A 16,459-nucleotide genomic window follows, 5' to 3' on the forward strand; every position below is an offset into this window, starting at 1 on the left:
GTCACTCCTTAACGCTCGCCGCGCCGATAGGGTTGCATCAATGCCTGGGGCACCCGCGCGCGACGTGCCATCACCGCAAGCGCGAGGATCGACAGCACGAAGGGCACCATCAGGAAAAGCTGATAGGGCAGCGCGCCGCCCATAACGGTTTGCAGCCGCAACTGGAAGGCATCGAAAAACGCGAAGAGAAGCGCGCCGGCCAGCGCCCGCCCCGGCCGCCAGGAGGCAAAGACCACCAGCGCGATGCAGATCCAGCCACGCCCCTGGACCATGGTCGGGATGAAACTGTCAAAGGCGGAAAGCGTCAGGAAAGCACCTCCCATTGCCATCAGCGCCGATCCGGCGATCACCGCGCCATAGCGTATCACCATCGGGTTGATGCCCTGGGCCTCGGCGGCATGCGGGTTCTCGCCGGTCATGCGGATCGCAAGGCCAAAGGGCGTGCGGAAAAGGGTGAAGGCCAGGGCGAGCGCCAGCGCAATCGCGAGCCAGGTCGGCGCGGTCTGGGTAAAGACGGCCTGGCCGAAGAAGGGCAGATCAGACAGAGCCGGAATATGCAGCGGCTGGAAGGGAGCGATCTTCGGCGGCGTGCCCTCGACCGGGACCAGCAGGCGAAAGAGATAATAGCTGAAGGACGAGGCGAAGAGCGTAACGCCCAGCCCCGAGACATGCTGCGACAGCCCCAGCGTCACGGTAAGTGCGGCATGCAGCGCCCCGAACACCATCCCCGACAAAGCTGCGACAAAAAGCCCCGTCCAGAGATCGGCCCCATTCCAGACGGCAAACCAGCCGATCATAGCGCCAAAGGTCATGATCCCTTCGATGCCAAGGTTCAGAACGCCCGCCCGTTCGCATAACAGCGCGCCGAGCGTGGCGAAGATCAGCGGCGTGGCGATCCTGAGAACCGCTGCCCAAAGCCCCGCTGAGGCGAGGATATCGAGAATATCGCTCATCTGCGGATCCTGTATTGGGTGAAGAAGATCGCGACCAGCATGGTCAGCAAAGAGAGCGCGACCGTCACGTCGGCGATATAAGACGGTACCGCGAGCGAGCGGCTCATCGCATCGGCGCCGACAAACATCACCGCCGTAAACAAAGCCGCCAGCACCACGCCAAGCGGGTTCAGCCCGGCAAGCATCGCGACCACAATCCCTGAATAGCCGTACCCGGGCGACAGCTCGGTCGTGACATAAGAGGTGATGCCCATCACCTCTACCGCGCCGGCAAGCCCGGCCAGCCCCCCCGACAGCATCGCGACCAGCACCAGCGTCCGCCCCAGTGGCACACCCGCGAAAGCGGCGCCCGAAGGGTTCAGCCCCGCCGCCCTCGATTGCAGCCCGAAAGCCGTGCGCGACTGGATGAAATGCACCACAAAGGCCAGCACAACCGCGACCACAAGCCCGATATGGAGGCGCGAGCGCGGGATGATCTTTGGCAGTTCGGCCTGCGAGGCAACCGGAACCGATTGCGGCCAGCCGAATGCGAGTGGGTCTTTCAGCACCGTGTCGATCAGCATCGAGACAACCAAAAGCGCCACGAAGTTCAGAAGCAGCGTCGTCACCACCTCATCCACCTGGAACCGCAGCCGGAGCCAGAGCGGGATCAGCAGGAGGATCATCCCCGCCAGCGCGCCGGTCACGAACAGAAGCGGGATCTGCACCACCCCCGGCAACCCGCCGAACAGATGCGCGCTCGCCGCCGCCACGGCGATAGCGCCAAGGTAAAGCTGCCCCTCTGCCCCGATATTCCACAGCCGGGCGCGAAAGGCGACCGCCGCCGCAAGCCCGGTCAGGATCAGCGGCGCCGTGCGCGCCAGCGTCTCTGTCAACGCGAGCTTCGAGCCGAATGCCCCGGTGATGATCTTGCCAAACGCGGTCAGAACCGGCGCACCGGCAAGCGCGATCAGCCCGCCCGCAAGCGCCAGCGAAATCGCGACCGCGATCAGGGGCGTCAGCACCGCCAATGCCGGCGGGATTTGTTCGCGCCGTTCAAACCGCATGTTCTGCCGCTCCCCATTCGCCGGCCATCATCAGGCCAAGCTGCCGCGCAGTGATCCCTTCCGGGCGGACCGGAGGCGACAGCCTTCCGCCGGTAATCGCCTGAATGCGGTCTGCAAGCGCCATCACCTCATCAAGATCTTCCGAAATCAGAAGCACCGCCGTCCCCGCGCGGCGCGCGTCCAGGATGCGCTCATGCACCGCCGCCACCGCGCCCTCGTCAAGGCCCCGTGCCGGCTGCGCGGCGACCAGGATTCTGGGATGTTCGATCAGGTTCCGCCCCAGGATCAGCTTTTGCATATTGCCCCCCGACAAGAGCCGGATCCGGCTCGCAGGCGTGCCCCCGCGCACATCAAAGCCCTCGATGATCCGGCGTGCGAATTCCATCCCCGCCTTGCGGTCCACAAGGCCGCGCCGGGTGAATTCCGGCAGCCGTTCCAGCACCGCATTTTCCCAGATCGCCATTTCGCCAATGACGCCATCATGATTGCGGTCTTCGGGAATGCGGCCGATCCCGGCGCCCACCACCTCGCGCACCGTCAGATCGCCGACCGGCTGGCCAAACAACGTGATCTCGCCGGCGCTGCGCCGCGCAAGGCCGCCGGTCAGCCGCGCCAGCGCCGCCTGACCATTGCCCGAGACCCCGATGATCCCCAGCACCTCACCCGCGCGCAGATGGAAATCGACCGCTTTCAGCCGCTCGACGCCGCCCTCGCGCAGGGTGACGGCTTTCGCCTCCAACACCACATCGCCCGGGGTGGCCGGCTCGCGCAGAGGCCGCCTCACCTCGCGCCCGACCATCAGCCCGGCAAGTTCCGCCTTTGAGGTCTCGACCGCCCGGCGCTCTGCCACCACACGCCCGCCGCGCAGCACCACGATCCGGTCAGCGGTCGCCATCACCTCGTCAAGCTTATGCGAGATGAAGATGATCGAAAGCCCCTGCCGCGCCATATCCTTGAGGTTTGCGAACATATGTTCGGATTCTACATTGGTCAGAACCGCGGTCGGCTCATCCAGCACAAGGATCTTCGCGTCATTGTAAAGCGCCTTGAGGATCTCGACCCTCTGCTGCTCGCCCACCGACAGATCACCAAGCCGCGCATCGGGGTCGGTCTTCAGCCCGAAACGCGCGGAAATCTCCATCAGACGCGCCCGGCATTTTGCCCGGTCCGACCAGGGCCGCCAGAGGCTCTCGGTGCCGGTCATCACGTTTTCCATCACGGACAAATTGGGGGCCAGCGAGAAATGCTGATGCACCATGCCGATGCCTGCGCGGATCGCAGCCCTGGGTCGCCCAGGCGGCAGCAGTCGACCCATTACAGAAATATGCCCGGAATCAGGGGTATAATGACCAAAGAGCATCGACATCAGCGTCGTCTTGCCCGCGCCATTCTCGCCCAGAAGGGCGATAATCTCACCGCGTTCAAGGCTCAGCGAAATATTGTCATTCGCCAGCGTCGTGCCGAACCTTTTGCTGACCTGGGAGATGTCGAGAACGGTTTCACTCATGTCAGCCCCGCGACGGCAAAGGGATGGGTCCAGCGCTCTTCGACCTCAAGCCGGGCGGCAATCGAGAGGAGCAGTCGCTCCTGCCCCATCGGCGCAATCAGCTGCACCGGCAGCGGCAGCCCTGCAGCATCGGCGCCGAAAGGCAGCGTAATCGCGGGGGCGCCAGAGATATTCGCAAGGCTCGCCAGCGGCGCGAAACGCGCCATCCGGTCGAAATGCAGATCGGTATCCGAATGATCGGTCGGAAAGGATCCAGCGGGCAGCGGTGGCCCGGACAGCATCGGCGTCAGCAGCAGGTCCACCCCGTCAAAAATCCGCCACAGATCGCGCGCGACATAGACCATCTCGTTCAGGCTGGCCCAGAGCGCGCTTGCCGTCATACCAAGGCCCCGCGCCACCACCGCCCGGGTCATCTGTTCGGCCCGACTGAAATCCAGCCGCGACGAGAGTTCCGCGAGATTGATCGAGACAATATCGGCAAAGATACGCCCGCTGCGGACGGCAAGGTCCGTCACCATCTCGCCCTCAAGCGGGCGGATGCGGTGGCCGTTCCGGGCCAGAACCCGCGCCGCCGCTTCGACCGCCTCCACCCTCGCCTCGTCGAGGGGCCAGTCCGGGCCCATATCAGTGACAAGCCCGATGGTCAGGGGGCCTGATTTCGCCTCTTCCAGCAAGGGGCTCGCGAAAGGCCCCTGGGCGCCGCCGATGGTCGCGGCGGCAAAGATCGCCTCCGCATCGCGGACAGAACGGCAGATCGCCAGCTCGCTTGCGATGCCGCCGAGATGGTTGCCAAAGCCCGGGCCGCCCGGCACTGATCCGCGCCCGGGCTTCAGCCCGACAAGTCCGCAGGCCGCTGCCGGCACCCGGATCGAGCCACCCGCATCGGTCGCATGGGCGATCGCCGCTATCCCCGCCGCAACCGCCGCCGCGGCCCCGCCCGAAGACCCGCCGGGTGAGAGCTGCGGGTTCAGCGGGTTCTTTGCCACCGGCCCGACCGCAGGCTCCGACGCCAGCGAAAGGCCAAATTCAGGCACCGTTGTCAGCGCGAAAGGGCAAAGCCCCGCCGCCCGGAACCTTGCGGCCAGCTGGCTGTCTTCACCCATGCCGCCCCGCGAAAACATCGCCGATCCGGCACAGACCGGAAAGCCCATAAACGGCGCGCCGAGATCCTTGACCACCAGCGGCACACCGCCAAAGGCTGCATAGCGCTGCGGCGCATTGCCGGGAAGCGCGTCAAACTCGCTCGCCAGCTCCCGCCCGCGCGGCTTGTTCAGATGCGCCAGCGCGCCAAGATCCGCGCATGCCTCTGCGCGCGCGAAAGAGGCTTCCATCGCCTCCGCCGCCGTCAGATGGCCCCGGCGGATCGCCGAGGCCAAAGCTGTCGCATCTGATCCCATCCGGGCTTACTTCGGCTCGTCGAAGTTTTGCGGCACGGTGAAACTGCCGGCCTTGATCTCGGCCCGGACCTTCTCCATCTCGGCCTCTGCCTCGGAAGGCGCCACACCGGCCACATAGGAAATATCGCTGCCGCCCTCTTTCATCAGGCCAAAGGGGGTATAATCCTTGCCGGTCGGATTGCCCGCCGCTACGTCGGCCACAATCGCATTCAGGATCGGACGGAAGCCCCAGAGCGCATTGGCGAAAACCGTGTCGGGATACATCGGCGTATAGTCGATCAGCGAGCCAATGGCCTTGACGCCACGTTCTTTGGCGGCATCCGCCGTACCGATCCGTTCGCCAAAGAGGATATCCGCGCCGGCATCAATCATCGCAAGCCCGGCCTCGCGGGCTTTCGGCGGGTCAAAGAAGGTTCCGATCCAGGCGACAAGATGTTTCGCCTCGGGGTTCACCGCCTTGACGCCTTCGGCGAAGGCATTGATCAGAAGGTTGATTTCCGGGATCGGGATGGCACCGACGGACCCCACCACATTCGACTTTGTCATCTTGCCCGCAAGCATGCCCGCGAGATAGGCGCCGTCATAATTCCAGGTGCCGAATGTGCCGAAATTATCCCCTTCCGGCCCGCCGGACGAGCCCATGGCAAAGGCGGTATCCGGGTAATCGGCAGCGACTTCGCGGCCCTGCCGCTCGACCGGGAAGGTCTCGCCGATGATCAGCTGATTGCCGGCTTCGGCATATTCCCGCATCGCGCGCGGGTAGTCGGTGGCCGAAATCCCTTCCGAGAAGGTGTATTCGATGGTGCCATCAGCCGCCGCTTCCAGAAGCGCCTTATGCAGCACCGAATTCCAGGCGTTTTCCACCGGCGAGCCATGCACGCCCGCGACCCTGACCGGCGTTGCCGCATAGGCTGGCCGCAGCAAAGGCAGCGAGGACGCGCCGAGGATCACCCCCGATTGCAGAAGAAAGCGGCGTGAAACGCGAAGATCCCTGGTCATGATGGCCCCCTGTGGCTGATCCTGTTGCTTTGTCCAGTGGTGAGAGCCCCAGGCCCGCAAGTCAACGGTTTCGTCTATTGCCATGCGTCTCGTGCAAGAGACAGCCCCTCTGCCGCATAAATTTTTACCGCCCGGTCAGATTAGCTGTGTGTGCAGTCTCCCCCCTCTTCATCGGGGCCCCGCCATTGGGACAGGCGGGAAACAGTTGCAGGGTGAAGGCATGTGGTCCTGGATTGCCATATTGACGGGGGAAGGCGCTTACGCCCTCACCACCCCGGTTCGCGCCCGAAGGCCAAAGCCTTGCAGACACCAGATGGGCGGGTAGCATTTTCGATCATCGGCTTTTGGGGGCCGAACCATGCCGGCCCCAAGCCGCTCGGGGGTCCTGAAGGCGCCCCCAGGCGCGGCGGGCAATCGCGAGGGCGGCCGCATAGGCGATGAGAGACGCGGGCATGGGATTCTCAGGCGAGGTTGCGTGCGAGAGAGCTTGGCTGATCGGAGCGATGTCCGGCGCATCGAGCTCTATGGGTTCAGGCGTCAGATCGCTCGATGGAAGACAAGTGCCCTGCCCTCCTGTTCTCTCGCTTCGCAGTTGCGCCGCCGGAGCAGAAGCTCTCTGCTTCGGCAGGGTCAAAATCCGCCATGTTCAACGGCGCCAGGTAGGACTTCTCCCCCTTACCAGCTCTGCTGTTATGCTTGCACCACCTTGATTTCCTGCGTGGAGCTGAGGTTCCTGGGCCTGCGGACCCGGGGCAAGCGCGGGGCCGAAATCAGCTCCTCCAGCGATAATCCTGTCTGTACCTCGGCCAGCAAGACCACCATTGCCGCGGCCTTTGCGTCCTCGCCGGCATCATGATGAGCAAAATCAAGCGTCAGCGCCTTTTTCAGATGGCCAAGGCCATGTCCGCCATTGCCACAGAATTCCGGCCAGGCCCGGCGGGCGATCGTCACACTGTTCGCCCATCGCCAGCCAGGATCAGGAAGCCCCCCGGCGCGGCATGCGCCACTGATGGCCCTGCTGTCAAAGGTGCTGTGCTGAATGATGAGATGCGCCTGAAGAAGCGGTGAAATCAGCGGCAACACCTCGGGGAATCTCGGGGCACCCACCACGTGGTCAGGTCCGATCCCGTGCAGTTGCACATTGAACCCCGAAAACCGCTGCACCGGATCGACCAGAGTGCTGAACACGGTCACCGAACCGTCCTGTCCGACACCGGCAATGCCGATCTGGCAAATGCTCGCAGGATCCGAATTGGCCGTCTCGACATCCAGAGCGACAAACCGAAACGGGCCGGCCGGGACGATGATGGTGTGGTCAGGCATCAGAACTATCTCCATCCCCGTTCGAAATGAACGCCGCAATCCGGCTGTGTCGCGCTTTCGTTTCCGGGCTATGCGGTTTCTAAGGATGATCCCCGCGCCGTACCAGCCCCTCGCTCCGGTTCAGGACAGGGCGCGCTACATCTGCCCCCAAAAGCAGGCGGCGAAAGCGGCGTGAGCTACAACCGGCGCAGGTTGCAGTTCCGCTTCTTTCTTGTTGCCTTCCATAAAGCCGGACCAGCCCGTGACGGCGCGCGCGAAGATGCAGCTTTCGCACCGGAATGCGTCAAAACCAATAGCCATTGTGGGCCCGGAGCGCTAGGAATGGCCGTGATATGTAAACCGACATTTGCCCGGTCCTGGCTGTGCAGGGCGGTGCAAATGGCCGCAGATCTCCGGAGCCCGAGATGAGCTATATCCCCGCCGCTGACCGCTATGACAACAACCGTGCGAAATACCGCTATACCGGCAAAAGCGGGCTGCAACTGCCGGCGCTTTCGCTGGGGCTCTGGCATAATTTTGGCGATACAACCCCGCTTGAGACACAGCGCGAGATCGTCTTCAGCGCCTTTGATCACGGCATCACCCATTTCGATCTCGCCAATAATTACGGCCCTCCCTATGGCGCGGCAGAGGTCAATTTCGGCCGTATCCTGCGCGAGGATCTGGCGGCGCATCGCGATGAACTGATCATCTCGACCAAGGCCGGCTGGGATATGTGGCCAGGCCCTTATGGTCAGGGCGGCGGCTCGCGTAAATATGTGCTGTCGAGCCTGGATCAGAGCCTGAAACGGCTGGGCGTTGATTATGTCGACATCTTCTATTCGCACCGGTTCGACGCAAAAACCCCGCTGGAAGAGACGGCGGATGCGCTGGCGACGGCGGTGAAACAGGGCAAGGCCCTTTATGTCGGCGTCTCGTCCTATTCCGGTGCCAAAACCCGCGAGATGGCGGCGCTTCTGCGCGAGCGCCAGGTGCCGCTTCTGATCAACCAGCCGTCTTACAACCTGTTCAACCGCTGGATTGAAAAGGATCTTCTCGACACCGTTGAAGAGACCGGCACCGGGATCATCGCCTTCACCGCACTGGCGCAGGGGCTTTTGACCGGCAAATATCTGAACGGAATCCCGGAGGATGCACGGGTGAACCGGGCGGGCGGCGGCTCGCTGCGCCCTGAACATCTGAGCGACGAAAACCTCGCCCGCGCGCGCGCACTGAATGAAATCGCGAAACGGCGTGGCCAGAGCCTTGCGCAGCTGGCGCTGGCCTGGGTCCTGCGCGATCCGCGTGTGACCTCGACCCTGATCGGGGCTTCCACGGCGGCACAGGTTGCGGAAAATGTCGCGGCGCTGGACAACCTGGATTTCAGCCCGGAAGAGCTGGCGGAAATCGACCTCCATGCGGTCGATGGCGGCGTTAATCTCTGGGACAAGCCGTCCCATGACCAGGCGATCTGAGCCGGCGCGCCCAGACTGATTCACCATCGGACGCTGCGAGGGAAACAACTCTCTCGCAGCGGGCCGGAGCAAAGAAGAAACCGCCCGCGCAGGCGCGCGGAAAAGAACGGGCACGGCTTGCCCGACACCCGGATTACGGGCAAATTTCATCAGCAAATTATTGATATATCAATGTCTTGGCCATTTGCCCTTATCTGGCATCGGGTCCGGACCCTGCTGTGAAAAGGAACCGCCATGGGCTCTCTGACCGGGAACCAGATCGACTATAGCCTGCATCCGCGTGTCAATTCCGATGACCCGGTGCCCGCTCGCCCGCGCCCGTCCGAGCCGGCCTATGTGCTGAAAGACGAGGCCGATGCGATCCGCGTCGCGACAGAGCTGGCGGCAGAGCTGGCCAAGGATGCTGCGCTTCGCGACCGCGAGGGGCTTTTGCCGCTGCGCGAGCTGGATCTCTATTCGCAAAGTGGCATCTGGTCGATCATCGTGCCGAAGGAATATGGCGGACCGGGCCTGTCCTATGCCACACTTGCGAAGGTGATCGCGATTGTCGCCTCGGGCGATCCGTCGGTGGCGCAGATCGCGCAGAACCATATCGCCATTCTCGGGCTGATCGATATTGACGCAACCGATGCCGAAAAACGTGAGATCTTTGGCTGGGCGTTGCAGGGGCTGCGCTTTGGCAATGCCTTCTCGGAATTCGGCGGCAAGACCGTGGTCGATTTCAAGACCCGCGTCACCTTCGAGGGCGACGAGGCAGTGGTGAATGGCGAGAAGTTCTACACCACCGGCGCGCTCCTGTCGCATATCGTGCCAATCGTTTCGATCGGGGATGACGGCGCATATCTCGTCTTTGCCGACCGCGAAACCAAAGGGCTGACGATCACCAATAACTGGTCAAGCTTTGGCCAGCGCACCACCGGATCCGGTTCGGTCCGGCTGGAGAATGTGCGGGTGCCGAAGGCGCGCGCGGTCAAACTCCAGGATGTTTCGGTGGTGCCGACGGTACAGGGGCCGATCTCGCAGATCATTCAGGCTGCGATTGATGCCGGTATCGCGCGCAACGCGATTGACGAGACGATCCGCTTTGTGACCACCCAAAGCCGGCCCTGGATCGACAGCGGCAAAGAGACTGCGGGCGAGGATCCCTATACGATTCAGGCCATTGGCACGCTGAAGATCCACCTTCACGCCGCCGATGCGCTGCTCGAGATCGCCGGACGCGCCATCGACCGGGGCCGTGCCGATCCGACGGAAGAAAACGTGACAGACGCGACCATTAAGACCGCCGAGGCCAAGGTGCTGACCACTCAGGTCGCAATTGACGCGACCAATAAGCTGTTTGAATTGGGCGGCACCCGCTCGACGCTGGCGCAGCATGCGCTGGACCGGCATTGGCGCAATGCCCGCACCCATACGTTGCATGATCCGGTGCGCTGGAAATTCTACCATATCGGCAATTACTACCTGAATGGCGTCAACCCGCCGCGCCATCCCTGGAACTGACCCGTAATACGCAAAACGCCCCGGGATTCCGGGGCGTTTTCAGATCATCGCCGCGCTCAGGCAGAAACTGGCTCCTGTGCCAGCTTTGCCGCCAGCTTTTCGGCCCAGGCGGTCACTTCGGGAACGCCCATCAGCTCGCCCACAGCGGCGCGGGCCAGCGGTCCTGCGATCAGAAGATCGCTTTGCGGCTGACCGTATGCATCAATCGCTTCACCCTCCGGCGTCGCCGAAAGCCCAAGCCCCAGCGGATCGACCGCAATCAGCCCCTGACGCGCAAGATCGGCGTAAAGCGGGTTGGTTGCGGTGACCGCCCCATGTGCGGGTCCGGTCGCGAGGATCACCCGATCCGCTGTGACGCACAGCGCGCCGCCCCGGCGCAGCCGCAGGCTGATGCGCAGCCGCGCGCCCTCACGCTCAAGCCCCGTCACGCGGCCGGCCAGCGCAACCAGCTGGCCTGACCGCTCGGCCGCGAGCAGGCTTGCATGGGTCTGCGGCGCGATGCGGAAGCGGTGGATATCCCAAAGCCCGCGCAGATGGCGCAAGAGCCGCCGGCGCTCGGGCAGTGGCAGCGCGGCCCAGATCTGCGGGCCCTGGCCTCGTAGCCGGTCAAAGACCGGATGCCAGGTCAGCCCGGCCTTTGCGGCAATGACCAGCTCAGCCCGGATACGGCGCAAAAGCGCCAGTGCCGTGACCGGCGGATCAAGGGTGAAATCGGCGCTGCTCTCGTCCTGGACCGGCCCATGCGGCTGCGAGCGCCGCCCTGATCGCGATAAAAGCCGGATCCGCCCCTTGTGATTGCGCCGCATCAGGCTTGCAACAATATCGGCGCCGGTCAGGCCCGAGCCGATGATCAGCAGCTCTCCCTCAGGGTCAAACCCGTCCAGCACAGCGGGCAGATAGGGGTCGGCGATCAGCGCGGACGTCCCGGCGAGGGCTTCGAGCCCGCGCGGCAGGCCGGGGCCGGGATGGGTGGCCGCAAGCACCAGCTCATCGGCCCGGATCACGCGCCCGTCCTCTAGCCCGATCTCCCAGCGGCCAGCGGTGCGCGCGGCCCTGACGGCCCGGCTTTGCAGATGCACGATCCGACCGGCATCGAGAAAGGGTTGCAAATGCGCCAGCACATAGGCGCCAAACACCGCGCGCGGTGTGAAAATCGCACCGTCAGGGCGCAGCGCATCCGGCGCATAGGCCGGTGCGGCGTCTGATGCCAGCCAGCGCGCATAGTGATCCGGCTCGGACGTGTCGAGTGTCATCTTCACATGCGGCACGTTCAGACGGTGGTCCGGGTCGGGCGTGGAATAGGCGAGCCCCCTGCCAGGCTCGGGCCTCGGATCAATCAGGGTGATGCGCAATGTGTCGTCGGGGCTCAGCCGGGCCAGATGCCAGGCCAGCGCCGATCCGGAAAGCCCGGCCCCCACGATGGCGACATGCCGCCCTTCAGGGGCGGTGATCGGGCGCTGTTCGGTCATTTCAGCGCCCCTCTCAGCTGGCCGAAGCGCGCGCGCGGATGTCAAAGGCCCCGCCGGTCTGGGCGCTGCGCTCGGTCACGGCAGACTTGCCCAGAAGCGGGAAGACCAGTTCGGCAAAACGGATGGACTCTTCCAGATGCGGATAGCCCGACAGCACGAATGTATCGACCCCGAGCGCCTGATATTCGCGCAGCCGCTCGACAATCTGCTGCGGGTTGCCGACCAAAGCCGTGCCAGCCCCGCCGCGCACAAGGCCAACCCCGGCCCAGAGGTTTGGCCCCACCACCAGCCGGTCGCGCCGCCCGCCATGCAGCGCCTGCATCCGGGCCTGGCCATGGCTGTCCATCCTGGCCATATTGGCCTGGGAGGCCGCGATATCCTCATCCGAGAGATGCGAGATCAGCCGGTCGGCATCGGCCCAGGCCTCCTCTTCGGTCTCGCGCGCGATCACATGCAGGCGCACGCCAAACCGGACCTGACGCCCGTGCTTTGCAGCCCGCGCCCGCACATCGGCGATCTTTTCCGCCACGGCTTCGGGTGGCTCGCCCCAGGTCAGATAGGCATCGACATGTTTCCCGGCGAGATCATGCGCTGCCGGCGAGGATCCTCCGAAATACAAAGGCGGATAGGGCCGCTGCACCGGAGGGTGGAAATTCCGCGCGTTCTCGACGCTGAGATGCTTGCCCTTGAACGAGACCGGCGCATCGGTCGCGAGGATCCGGCGCCAGACGGTCAGAAATTCATCCGCGGCCTCGTAACGCTCGTCATGTTTCAGAAAGACGCCATCCGCCGCAAGCTCGGTCGCATCGCCGCCCGGCACCACATTCAGCAAAAGCCGGCCGCCAAGTGCCTGATCCAGCGTCGCCGCCTGGCGCGCCGAGGCCGTCGGCCCCATGATCGAGGTGCGCAAAGCGACCAGAAGCTTGATCTGCTTCGTCTCGGCAATCAGGCTCGCCGCTGTCACCCAGGGGTCCTGGCAGCTTGCGCCCGTGGGGATCAAAAGCCCGTCATAGCCCAGCCGGTCCGCGGTGATCGCGATCTGGCGGATATAGCCATTCTCGGGCGGGCGGCTGAAATCCGAAGTGCCCAGATAGCGCGTATCGCCCGAGGTCGGCAGGAACCAGAAGATCTCAGGGCTGGCGGGAGGGTTGGTCTGACTGGGCGGGGTATCCTGGATCGGGTGGCTCATGTCGCGACTTCCTGGGCGATGGGGGGCGGTGAGTACTATGGCCTGAGGGGCGCACCCCGTCAGATCTGAGGCTGAGTTATACGAGGGTCAGCGCCCCTCCGGCCATTCCAAAGGCCTTTTCTGCGCAGAAGGCGGCCACTGTTGCCCTCCCCCCTTAGGGAAAACTATTCTCCTGACGGGGAATACCCTTCCACTTTGCGGGGCAAATCCGGGGGCGAAGCCGCCTGGTGCCGTGGAAATCCGGCCCTGAGTCTCTGGCCCGCTGTTTCAAATCAACCTATTGAAAAACATAATATATCGAAAAAAGCGATGCCTGTGGCAAAGAAAATCCAGGCTGCATGGGGCGGTCTTACCAGGAGATCCTTCTCTTTGAGGGGCGGGCTTTGGAATCGCCTCGGGCCGCCCTGACGCGGTAATCACGGCACAACATGTCGTGTTTAACCGGCTCCCCGGCATCTCCCTGCCGAACCGGCCGCCGATCAGATGAGAGACTGCAAGATGACCCGCCAGATCCGCTTCAACGCCTTTGACATGAACTGCGTCGGCCATCAGTCGCCGGGTCTCTGGGCGCATCCGACTGACCGGTCGGTGAAATACAAGGATCTCGACTACTGGCAGGATCTGGCCCGCACGCTGGAACGCGGCGTGTTCGACGGCATCTTCATTGCCGATGTGATCGGCTATTACGATGTCTATAAAGGGAATAATGAGGGCGCGATCCGGAATGGCGCCCAGATCCCGGTGAATGACCCGATCCAGCTCGCCGCGCCGATTGCGCTTGCGACCGAGCATCTGGGGATCGGGATCACCGCCTCCACCTCATTTGAGCACCCCTATACTTTCGCCCGCCGTATCGCGACGGCGGATCACCACTCAAAGGGCCGTGTCGGCTGGAACATCGTGACCTCTTACCTGGAGAGCGGGGCGAAAAACATCGGTCAGGGCGGGTTGAAAAAGCACGACAACCGCTATGAGGTCGCCTCGGAATATCTCGAGGTGATCTACAAGCTGCTGGAAGGCAGCTGGGAGGAAGGCGCGGTTGTCAAAGACGCCGAAGGCCGCGTTTTCGCCGATCCGGCAAAGGTTCACGAGATCGGCCATAAGGGAAAATATTTCGAAGTGCCGGGCTACGGGCTGACCGAACCGTCGCCGCAACGCACGCCGCTGATCTATCAGGCCGGCGCCTCGGGCCCGGGCAAGGCCTTCGCGGCGGCCCATGCGGAATGCGTTTTCGTCGGCGCGCCGTCAAAGGCGCTGCTGAAAGACTATGTCGCCGATATCCGGGCCCGCGCGGCGGCAGAGGGCCGCGACCCAAAGCAGATCTATGTCTATACACTGATCACGATCATCACCGATGAAACCGAGGAAAAGGCCCGCGCCAAATTCGAGGATTACAGCAAATACATCTCATATGAAGGCTCGCTGGTCTTCATGTCGGGCTGGAGCGGGGTCGATTTCGGCGCCTATCAGCCCGGCGAAGTGATCCGCAAGGTTGAGACCAATGCGATCCATTCCATGCTCGATGCCTTTGGCGGCAAGGACAAGGTCTGGACCGTGGATGAGCTGGCGAAATATGGCGGCATCGGTGGCCAGGGTCCGGTCTTTGTCGGCTCTCCGGCGCAGATCGCCGATATTTTGCAGGACTGGGTGGCCGAGACGGATGTCGATGGTTTCAACATTGCCTATGCGGTAACGCCGGGCTCGTTTGAAGATGTCGTCGATCTGGTGGTGCCCGAGCTGCAAAAGCGCGGCGCCTATCCGACCGAATATAAGCCCGGAACCCTGCGCGAAAAGCTGTTCGGCGCCGGCCCCTATCTGCCGGTCAACCACCCGGCCGAACGCTACCGCGATATCGAGGCGGTGAAACTGGCCGAGGCCGCCGCGCGCAGTGCCGCAGAATGATACGTCTTGAGGCGGTCACCAAGAGCTTTGCCTCAAAGCGTGGCGCGGCACCTGCGCTGCACGGCATCGACCTTTCGGTCGGTCGGGGCGAGATTTACGGCATCATCGGGGCATCAGGCGCCGGGAAATCGACACTGGTGCGGCTGATCAACCTGCTTGAACGCCCCTCCTCGGGCGAGGTGCTGATTGACGGCGCGCGGGTCACCGATGCGAAAGGAACTGCGCTGAGTGATCTGCGCCGCTCGATCGGCATGGTGTTCCAGCATTTCAACCTGCTCAGCGGACGGACGGTGGCAAAGAATGTCGCGTATCCGCTGGAGCTGGCCGGGCGGCTGAGCCGGGCCGAGATCACGGCAAAAGTCGCGGCCCTGCTGGATCGGGTCGGCCTGGCGGATCACGCGCAAAAATACCCGCGCGAGCTTTCGGGGGGGCAGAAACAGCGCGTCGGCATCGCCCGCGCGCTGGCGAATGACCCGAAGGTGCTTTTATGCGACGAGGCAACCAGCGCACTTGATCCGCAGACCACCGGCCAGGTGCTGGATCTGTTGCAGGAAATCAACCGCGAGCTTGGCGTCACCATCGTGATGATCACTCATGAGATGGAGGTGATCCGCCGCGCCTGTGATCGTGTGGCGGTACTGGAAAAGGGCCGCGTGGTCGAGGAAGGCCCGGTCACGACTGTTTTCCTGCATCCCGCCCATCCCGTGACCCGCGCCCTGGTGCGCGAGGCCGAGGGGGACAATGCGGTTCCCGCCACACAGGCGACAGGCCAGCTCTTGCGGCTGACCCTGACCGGTGCCACGGCGCATCAGCCGATCCTCGGGCGCATCGCCCGCGATTTCGGCAGCGATTTCGCCATTCTCGGCGGCCGTGTCGGCCATATCCGCACGACACCCTATGCGCAATTCGCGGTGGCTTTGTCCGGCGGCAATGGCGGGGCGGCGGTGGCAGCCCTGCGCGCCTCGGGCGTTACGGTCGAGCTGATCGGCGGCGGCCCGACGGCTGCAGAACGTGGCGGGGAACGCGAAAGGCATCTCCATGTGGTTTGACCGGATCAACTGGGCCGATATCGGCACCGCGCTCGGCCAGACCCTGACCATGGTCGGGATCTCGCTGACACTTACGGTGCTGATCGGACTGCCGCTGGGTATCCTGCTGTTCGTCACCGGCAAGGGGCAGCCTTTCGCAAAGCCCATCGGCTATGGCGCGCTGTCATTCGTGCTGAACATCATCCGCTCGGTGCCATTCATCATTCTCCTGATCGTCCTGATGCCGGTCACGGTCCTGATCACCGGCACCTCGCTGGGCATTCGCGGCGTGATCTTTCCGCTGGTGATCGGCACCTCGCCCTTCTTCGCACGCCTTGTGGAGACCGCGCTTCGTGAGGTGGATCGCGGCGTGATCGAGGCAAGCCTTGCGATGGGCGCCTCACCTGCCCAGACCATCTTTCGCGCCGTCCTCCCCGAGGCCCTGCCCGGCCTGATCGCCGCCGTCACCGTCACCGCAATTGTGCTTGTCGACTACACAGCGATGTCGGGCGCAATCGGTGGCGGTGGGCTTGGTGATCTGGCGATCCGCTACGGCTATCACCGCTTCCAGACCGAGATCATGCTGGTCTGCGTCATCGTCCTCATCTTGCTGGTGCAATTGATCCAGGCCTCGGGGAACAGCCTCGTCACCCGTTTCACGCGCCGCTGAACCGCTTCATTCCAAAGGA

At 63.8% G+C, this 16,459-nt stretch carries 13 protein-coding genes; 5 read left to right on the forward strand and 8 right to left on the reverse strand.

Features of this window, described 5'->3' with window-relative positions; all coding sequences use genetic code 11:
* Positions 1–8: 8 nt before the first annotated feature.
* The 6 genes from QNO18_RS18010 to QNO18_RS18035 all read right to left on the reverse strand — a co-directional run bounded on the left by QNO18_RS18010 (position 9) and on the right by QNO18_RS18035 (position 7,225).
* Positions 9–953, reverse strand: coding sequence for an ABC transporter permease (locus QNO18_RS18010; protein WP_283178933.1), 945 nt, complete (start codon positions 951–953; stop codon positions 9–11).
* Positions 950–1,999 (reverse strand): ABC transporter permease, encoded by a 1,050-nt coding sequence (locus QNO18_RS18015; protein WP_283178934.1) that lies wholly within the window; start codon positions 1,997–1,999, stop codon positions 950–952. The genes QNO18_RS18010 and QNO18_RS18015 overlap by 4 nt, the downstream gene beginning before the upstream one ends.
* The gene (locus QNO18_RS18020; RefSeq protein WP_283178935.1) at positions 1,989–3,506 is read right to left on the reverse strand and encodes an ABC transporter ATP-binding protein; all 1,518 of its coding nucleotides are present in this window, start codon (positions 3,504–3,506) and stop codon (positions 1,989–1,991) included. Before QNO18_RS18020 ends, QNO18_RS18015 begins: the two co-directional genes overlap by 11 nt.
* Positions 3,503–4,903, reverse strand: coding sequence for an amidase (locus QNO18_RS18025; RefSeq protein WP_283178936.1), 1,401 nt, complete (start codon positions 4,901–4,903; stop codon positions 3,503–3,505). The genes QNO18_RS18020 and QNO18_RS18025 overlap by 4 nt, the downstream gene beginning before the upstream one ends.
* A gap of 6 nt (positions 4,904–4,909) precedes the next feature.
* Complete coding sequence (locus QNO18_RS18030) at positions 4,910–5,902, reverse strand: BMP family protein (RefSeq protein ID WP_283178937.1); 993 nt, start codon at positions 5,900–5,902, stop codon at positions 4,910–4,912.
* A gap of 690 nt (positions 5,903–6,592) precedes the next feature.
* Positions 6,593–7,225 (reverse strand): exonuclease domain-containing protein, encoded by a 633-nt coding sequence (locus QNO18_RS18035; protein WP_283178938.1) that lies wholly within the window; start codon positions 7,223–7,225, stop codon positions 6,593–6,595.
* A 404-nt stretch (positions 7,226–7,629) separates the two neighbouring features.
* Here QNO18_RS18035 and mgrA point away from each other — a divergent pair, with 404 nt between their 5' ends.
* Both mgrA and QNO18_RS18045 read left to right on the forward strand, forming a co-directional pair.
* On the forward strand, positions 7,630–8,679 hold the full coding sequence (gene mgrA / locus QNO18_RS18040; protein ID WP_283178939.1) for an L-glyceraldehyde 3-phosphate reductase: 1,050 nt from the start codon (positions 7,630–7,632) through the stop codon (positions 8,677–8,679).
* Positions 8,680–8,913: 234 nt separating this feature from the next.
* Positions 8,914–10,182 carry an SfnB family sulfur acquisition oxidoreductase gene (locus QNO18_RS18045; protein ID WP_283178940.1) on the forward strand — a complete coding sequence of 423 codons (1,269 nt, stop codon included), beginning with the start codon at positions 8,914–8,916 and terminating at the stop codon, positions 10,180–10,182.
* 56 nt (positions 10,183–10,238) lie between these two features.
* On the opposite strand, the gene QNO18_RS18050 is transcribed toward QNO18_RS18045, so the two are convergent.
* Entirely contained in the window at positions 10,239–11,651 is a 1,413-nt protein-coding gene (locus QNO18_RS18050; RefSeq protein WP_283178941.1) for an FAD/NAD(P)-binding protein, read from the reverse strand.
* 13 nt (positions 11,652–11,664) lie between these two features.
* Positions 11,665–12,840, reverse strand: a complete 1,176-nt coding sequence (ssuD, locus tag QNO18_RS18055) for an FMNH2-dependent alkanesulfonate monooxygenase (protein ID WP_283178942.1) — start codon at positions 12,838–12,840, stop codon at positions 11,665–11,667.
* 498 nt (positions 12,841–13,338) lie between these two features.
* On the opposite strand from ssuD, the gene QNO18_RS18060 reads away from it, so the two are divergent.
* From QNO18_RS18060 to QNO18_RS18070, 3 genes are read left to right on the forward strand one after another with little or no spacing between them, the layout of a single operon-like run.
* Positions 13,339–14,742: an LLM class flavin-dependent oxidoreductase gene (locus QNO18_RS18060; protein ID WP_283178943.1), complete on the forward strand. Its 1,404-nt coding sequence runs from the start codon at positions 13,339–13,341 to the stop codon at positions 14,740–14,742.
* Positions 14,739–15,791, forward strand: a complete 1,053-nt coding sequence (locus tag QNO18_RS18065) for an ATP-binding cassette domain-containing protein (protein ID WP_283178944.1) — start codon at positions 14,739–14,741, stop codon at positions 15,789–15,791. The genes QNO18_RS18060 and QNO18_RS18065 overlap by 4 nt, the downstream gene beginning before the upstream one ends.
* Complete coding sequence (locus QNO18_RS18070; RefSeq protein WP_283178945.1) at positions 15,781–16,440, forward strand: methionine ABC transporter permease; 660 nt, start codon at positions 15,781–15,783, stop codon at positions 16,438–16,440. Before QNO18_RS18065 ends, QNO18_RS18070 begins: the two co-directional genes overlap by 11 nt.
* The last annotated feature ends 19 nt before the right edge of the window (positions 16,441–16,459 follow it).

Source organism: Gemmobacter sp. 24YEA27 (assembly GCF_030052995.1).
Lineage (GTDB): Bacteria > Pseudomonadota > Alphaproteobacteria > Rhodobacterales > Rhodobacteraceae > Pseudogemmobacter.

What these genes read in the sequence shown, in the direction of transcription:
- QNO18_RS18015 (WP_283178934.1), bottom strand. Translation starts at nt 1,999, where the DNA reads ATGCGGTTTGAACGGCGCGAACAAATCCCGCCGGCATTGGCGGTGCTG.
- QNO18_RS18030 (WP_283178937.1), bottom strand. Translation starts at nt 5,902, where the DNA reads ATGACCAGGGATCTTCGCGTTTCACGCCGCTTTCTTCTGCAATCGGGG.
- QNO18_RS18035 (WP_283178938.1), bottom strand. Translation starts at nt 7,225, where the DNA reads ATGCCTGACCACACCATCATCGTCCCGGCCGGCCCGTTTCGGTTTGTC.
- QNO18_RS18020 (WP_283178935.1), bottom strand. Translation starts at nt 3,506, where the DNA reads ATGAGTGAAACCGTTCTCGACATCTCCCAGGTCAGCAAAAGGTTCGGC.
- QNO18_RS18070 (WP_283178945.1), top strand. Translation starts at nt 15,781, where the DNA reads ATGTGGTTTGACCGGATCAACTGGGCCGATATCGGCACCGCGCTCGGC.
- QNO18_RS18010 (WP_283178933.1), bottom strand. Translation starts at nt 953, where the DNA reads ATGAGCGATATTCTCGATATCCTCGCCTCAGCGGGGCTTTGGGCAGCG.
- ssuD (WP_283178942.1), bottom strand. Translation starts at nt 12,840, where the DNA reads ATGAGCCACCCGATCCAGGATACCCCGCCCAGTCAGACCAACCCTCCC.
- QNO18_RS18065 (WP_283178944.1), top strand. Translation starts at nt 14,739, where the DNA reads ATGATACGTCTTGAGGCGGTCACCAAGAGCTTTGCCTCAAAGCGTGGC.
- QNO18_RS18045 (WP_283178940.1), top strand. Translation starts at nt 8,914, where the DNA reads ATGGGCTCTCTGACCGGGAACCAGATCGACTATAGCCTGCATCCGCGT.
- mgrA (WP_283178939.1), top strand. Translation starts at nt 7,630, where the DNA reads ATGAGCTATATCCCCGCCGCTGACCGCTATGACAACAACCGTGCGAAA.
- QNO18_RS18050 (WP_283178941.1), bottom strand. Translation starts at nt 11,651, where the DNA reads ATGACCGAACAGCGCCCGATCACCGCCCCTGAAGGGCGGCATGTCGCC.
- QNO18_RS18025 (WP_283178936.1), bottom strand. Translation starts at nt 4,903, where the DNA reads ATGGGATCAGATGCGACAGCTTTGGCCTCGGCGATCCGCCGGGGCCAT.
- QNO18_RS18060 (WP_283178943.1), top strand. Translation starts at nt 13,339, where the DNA reads ATGACCCGCCAGATCCGCTTCAACGCCTTTGACATGAACTGCGTCGGC.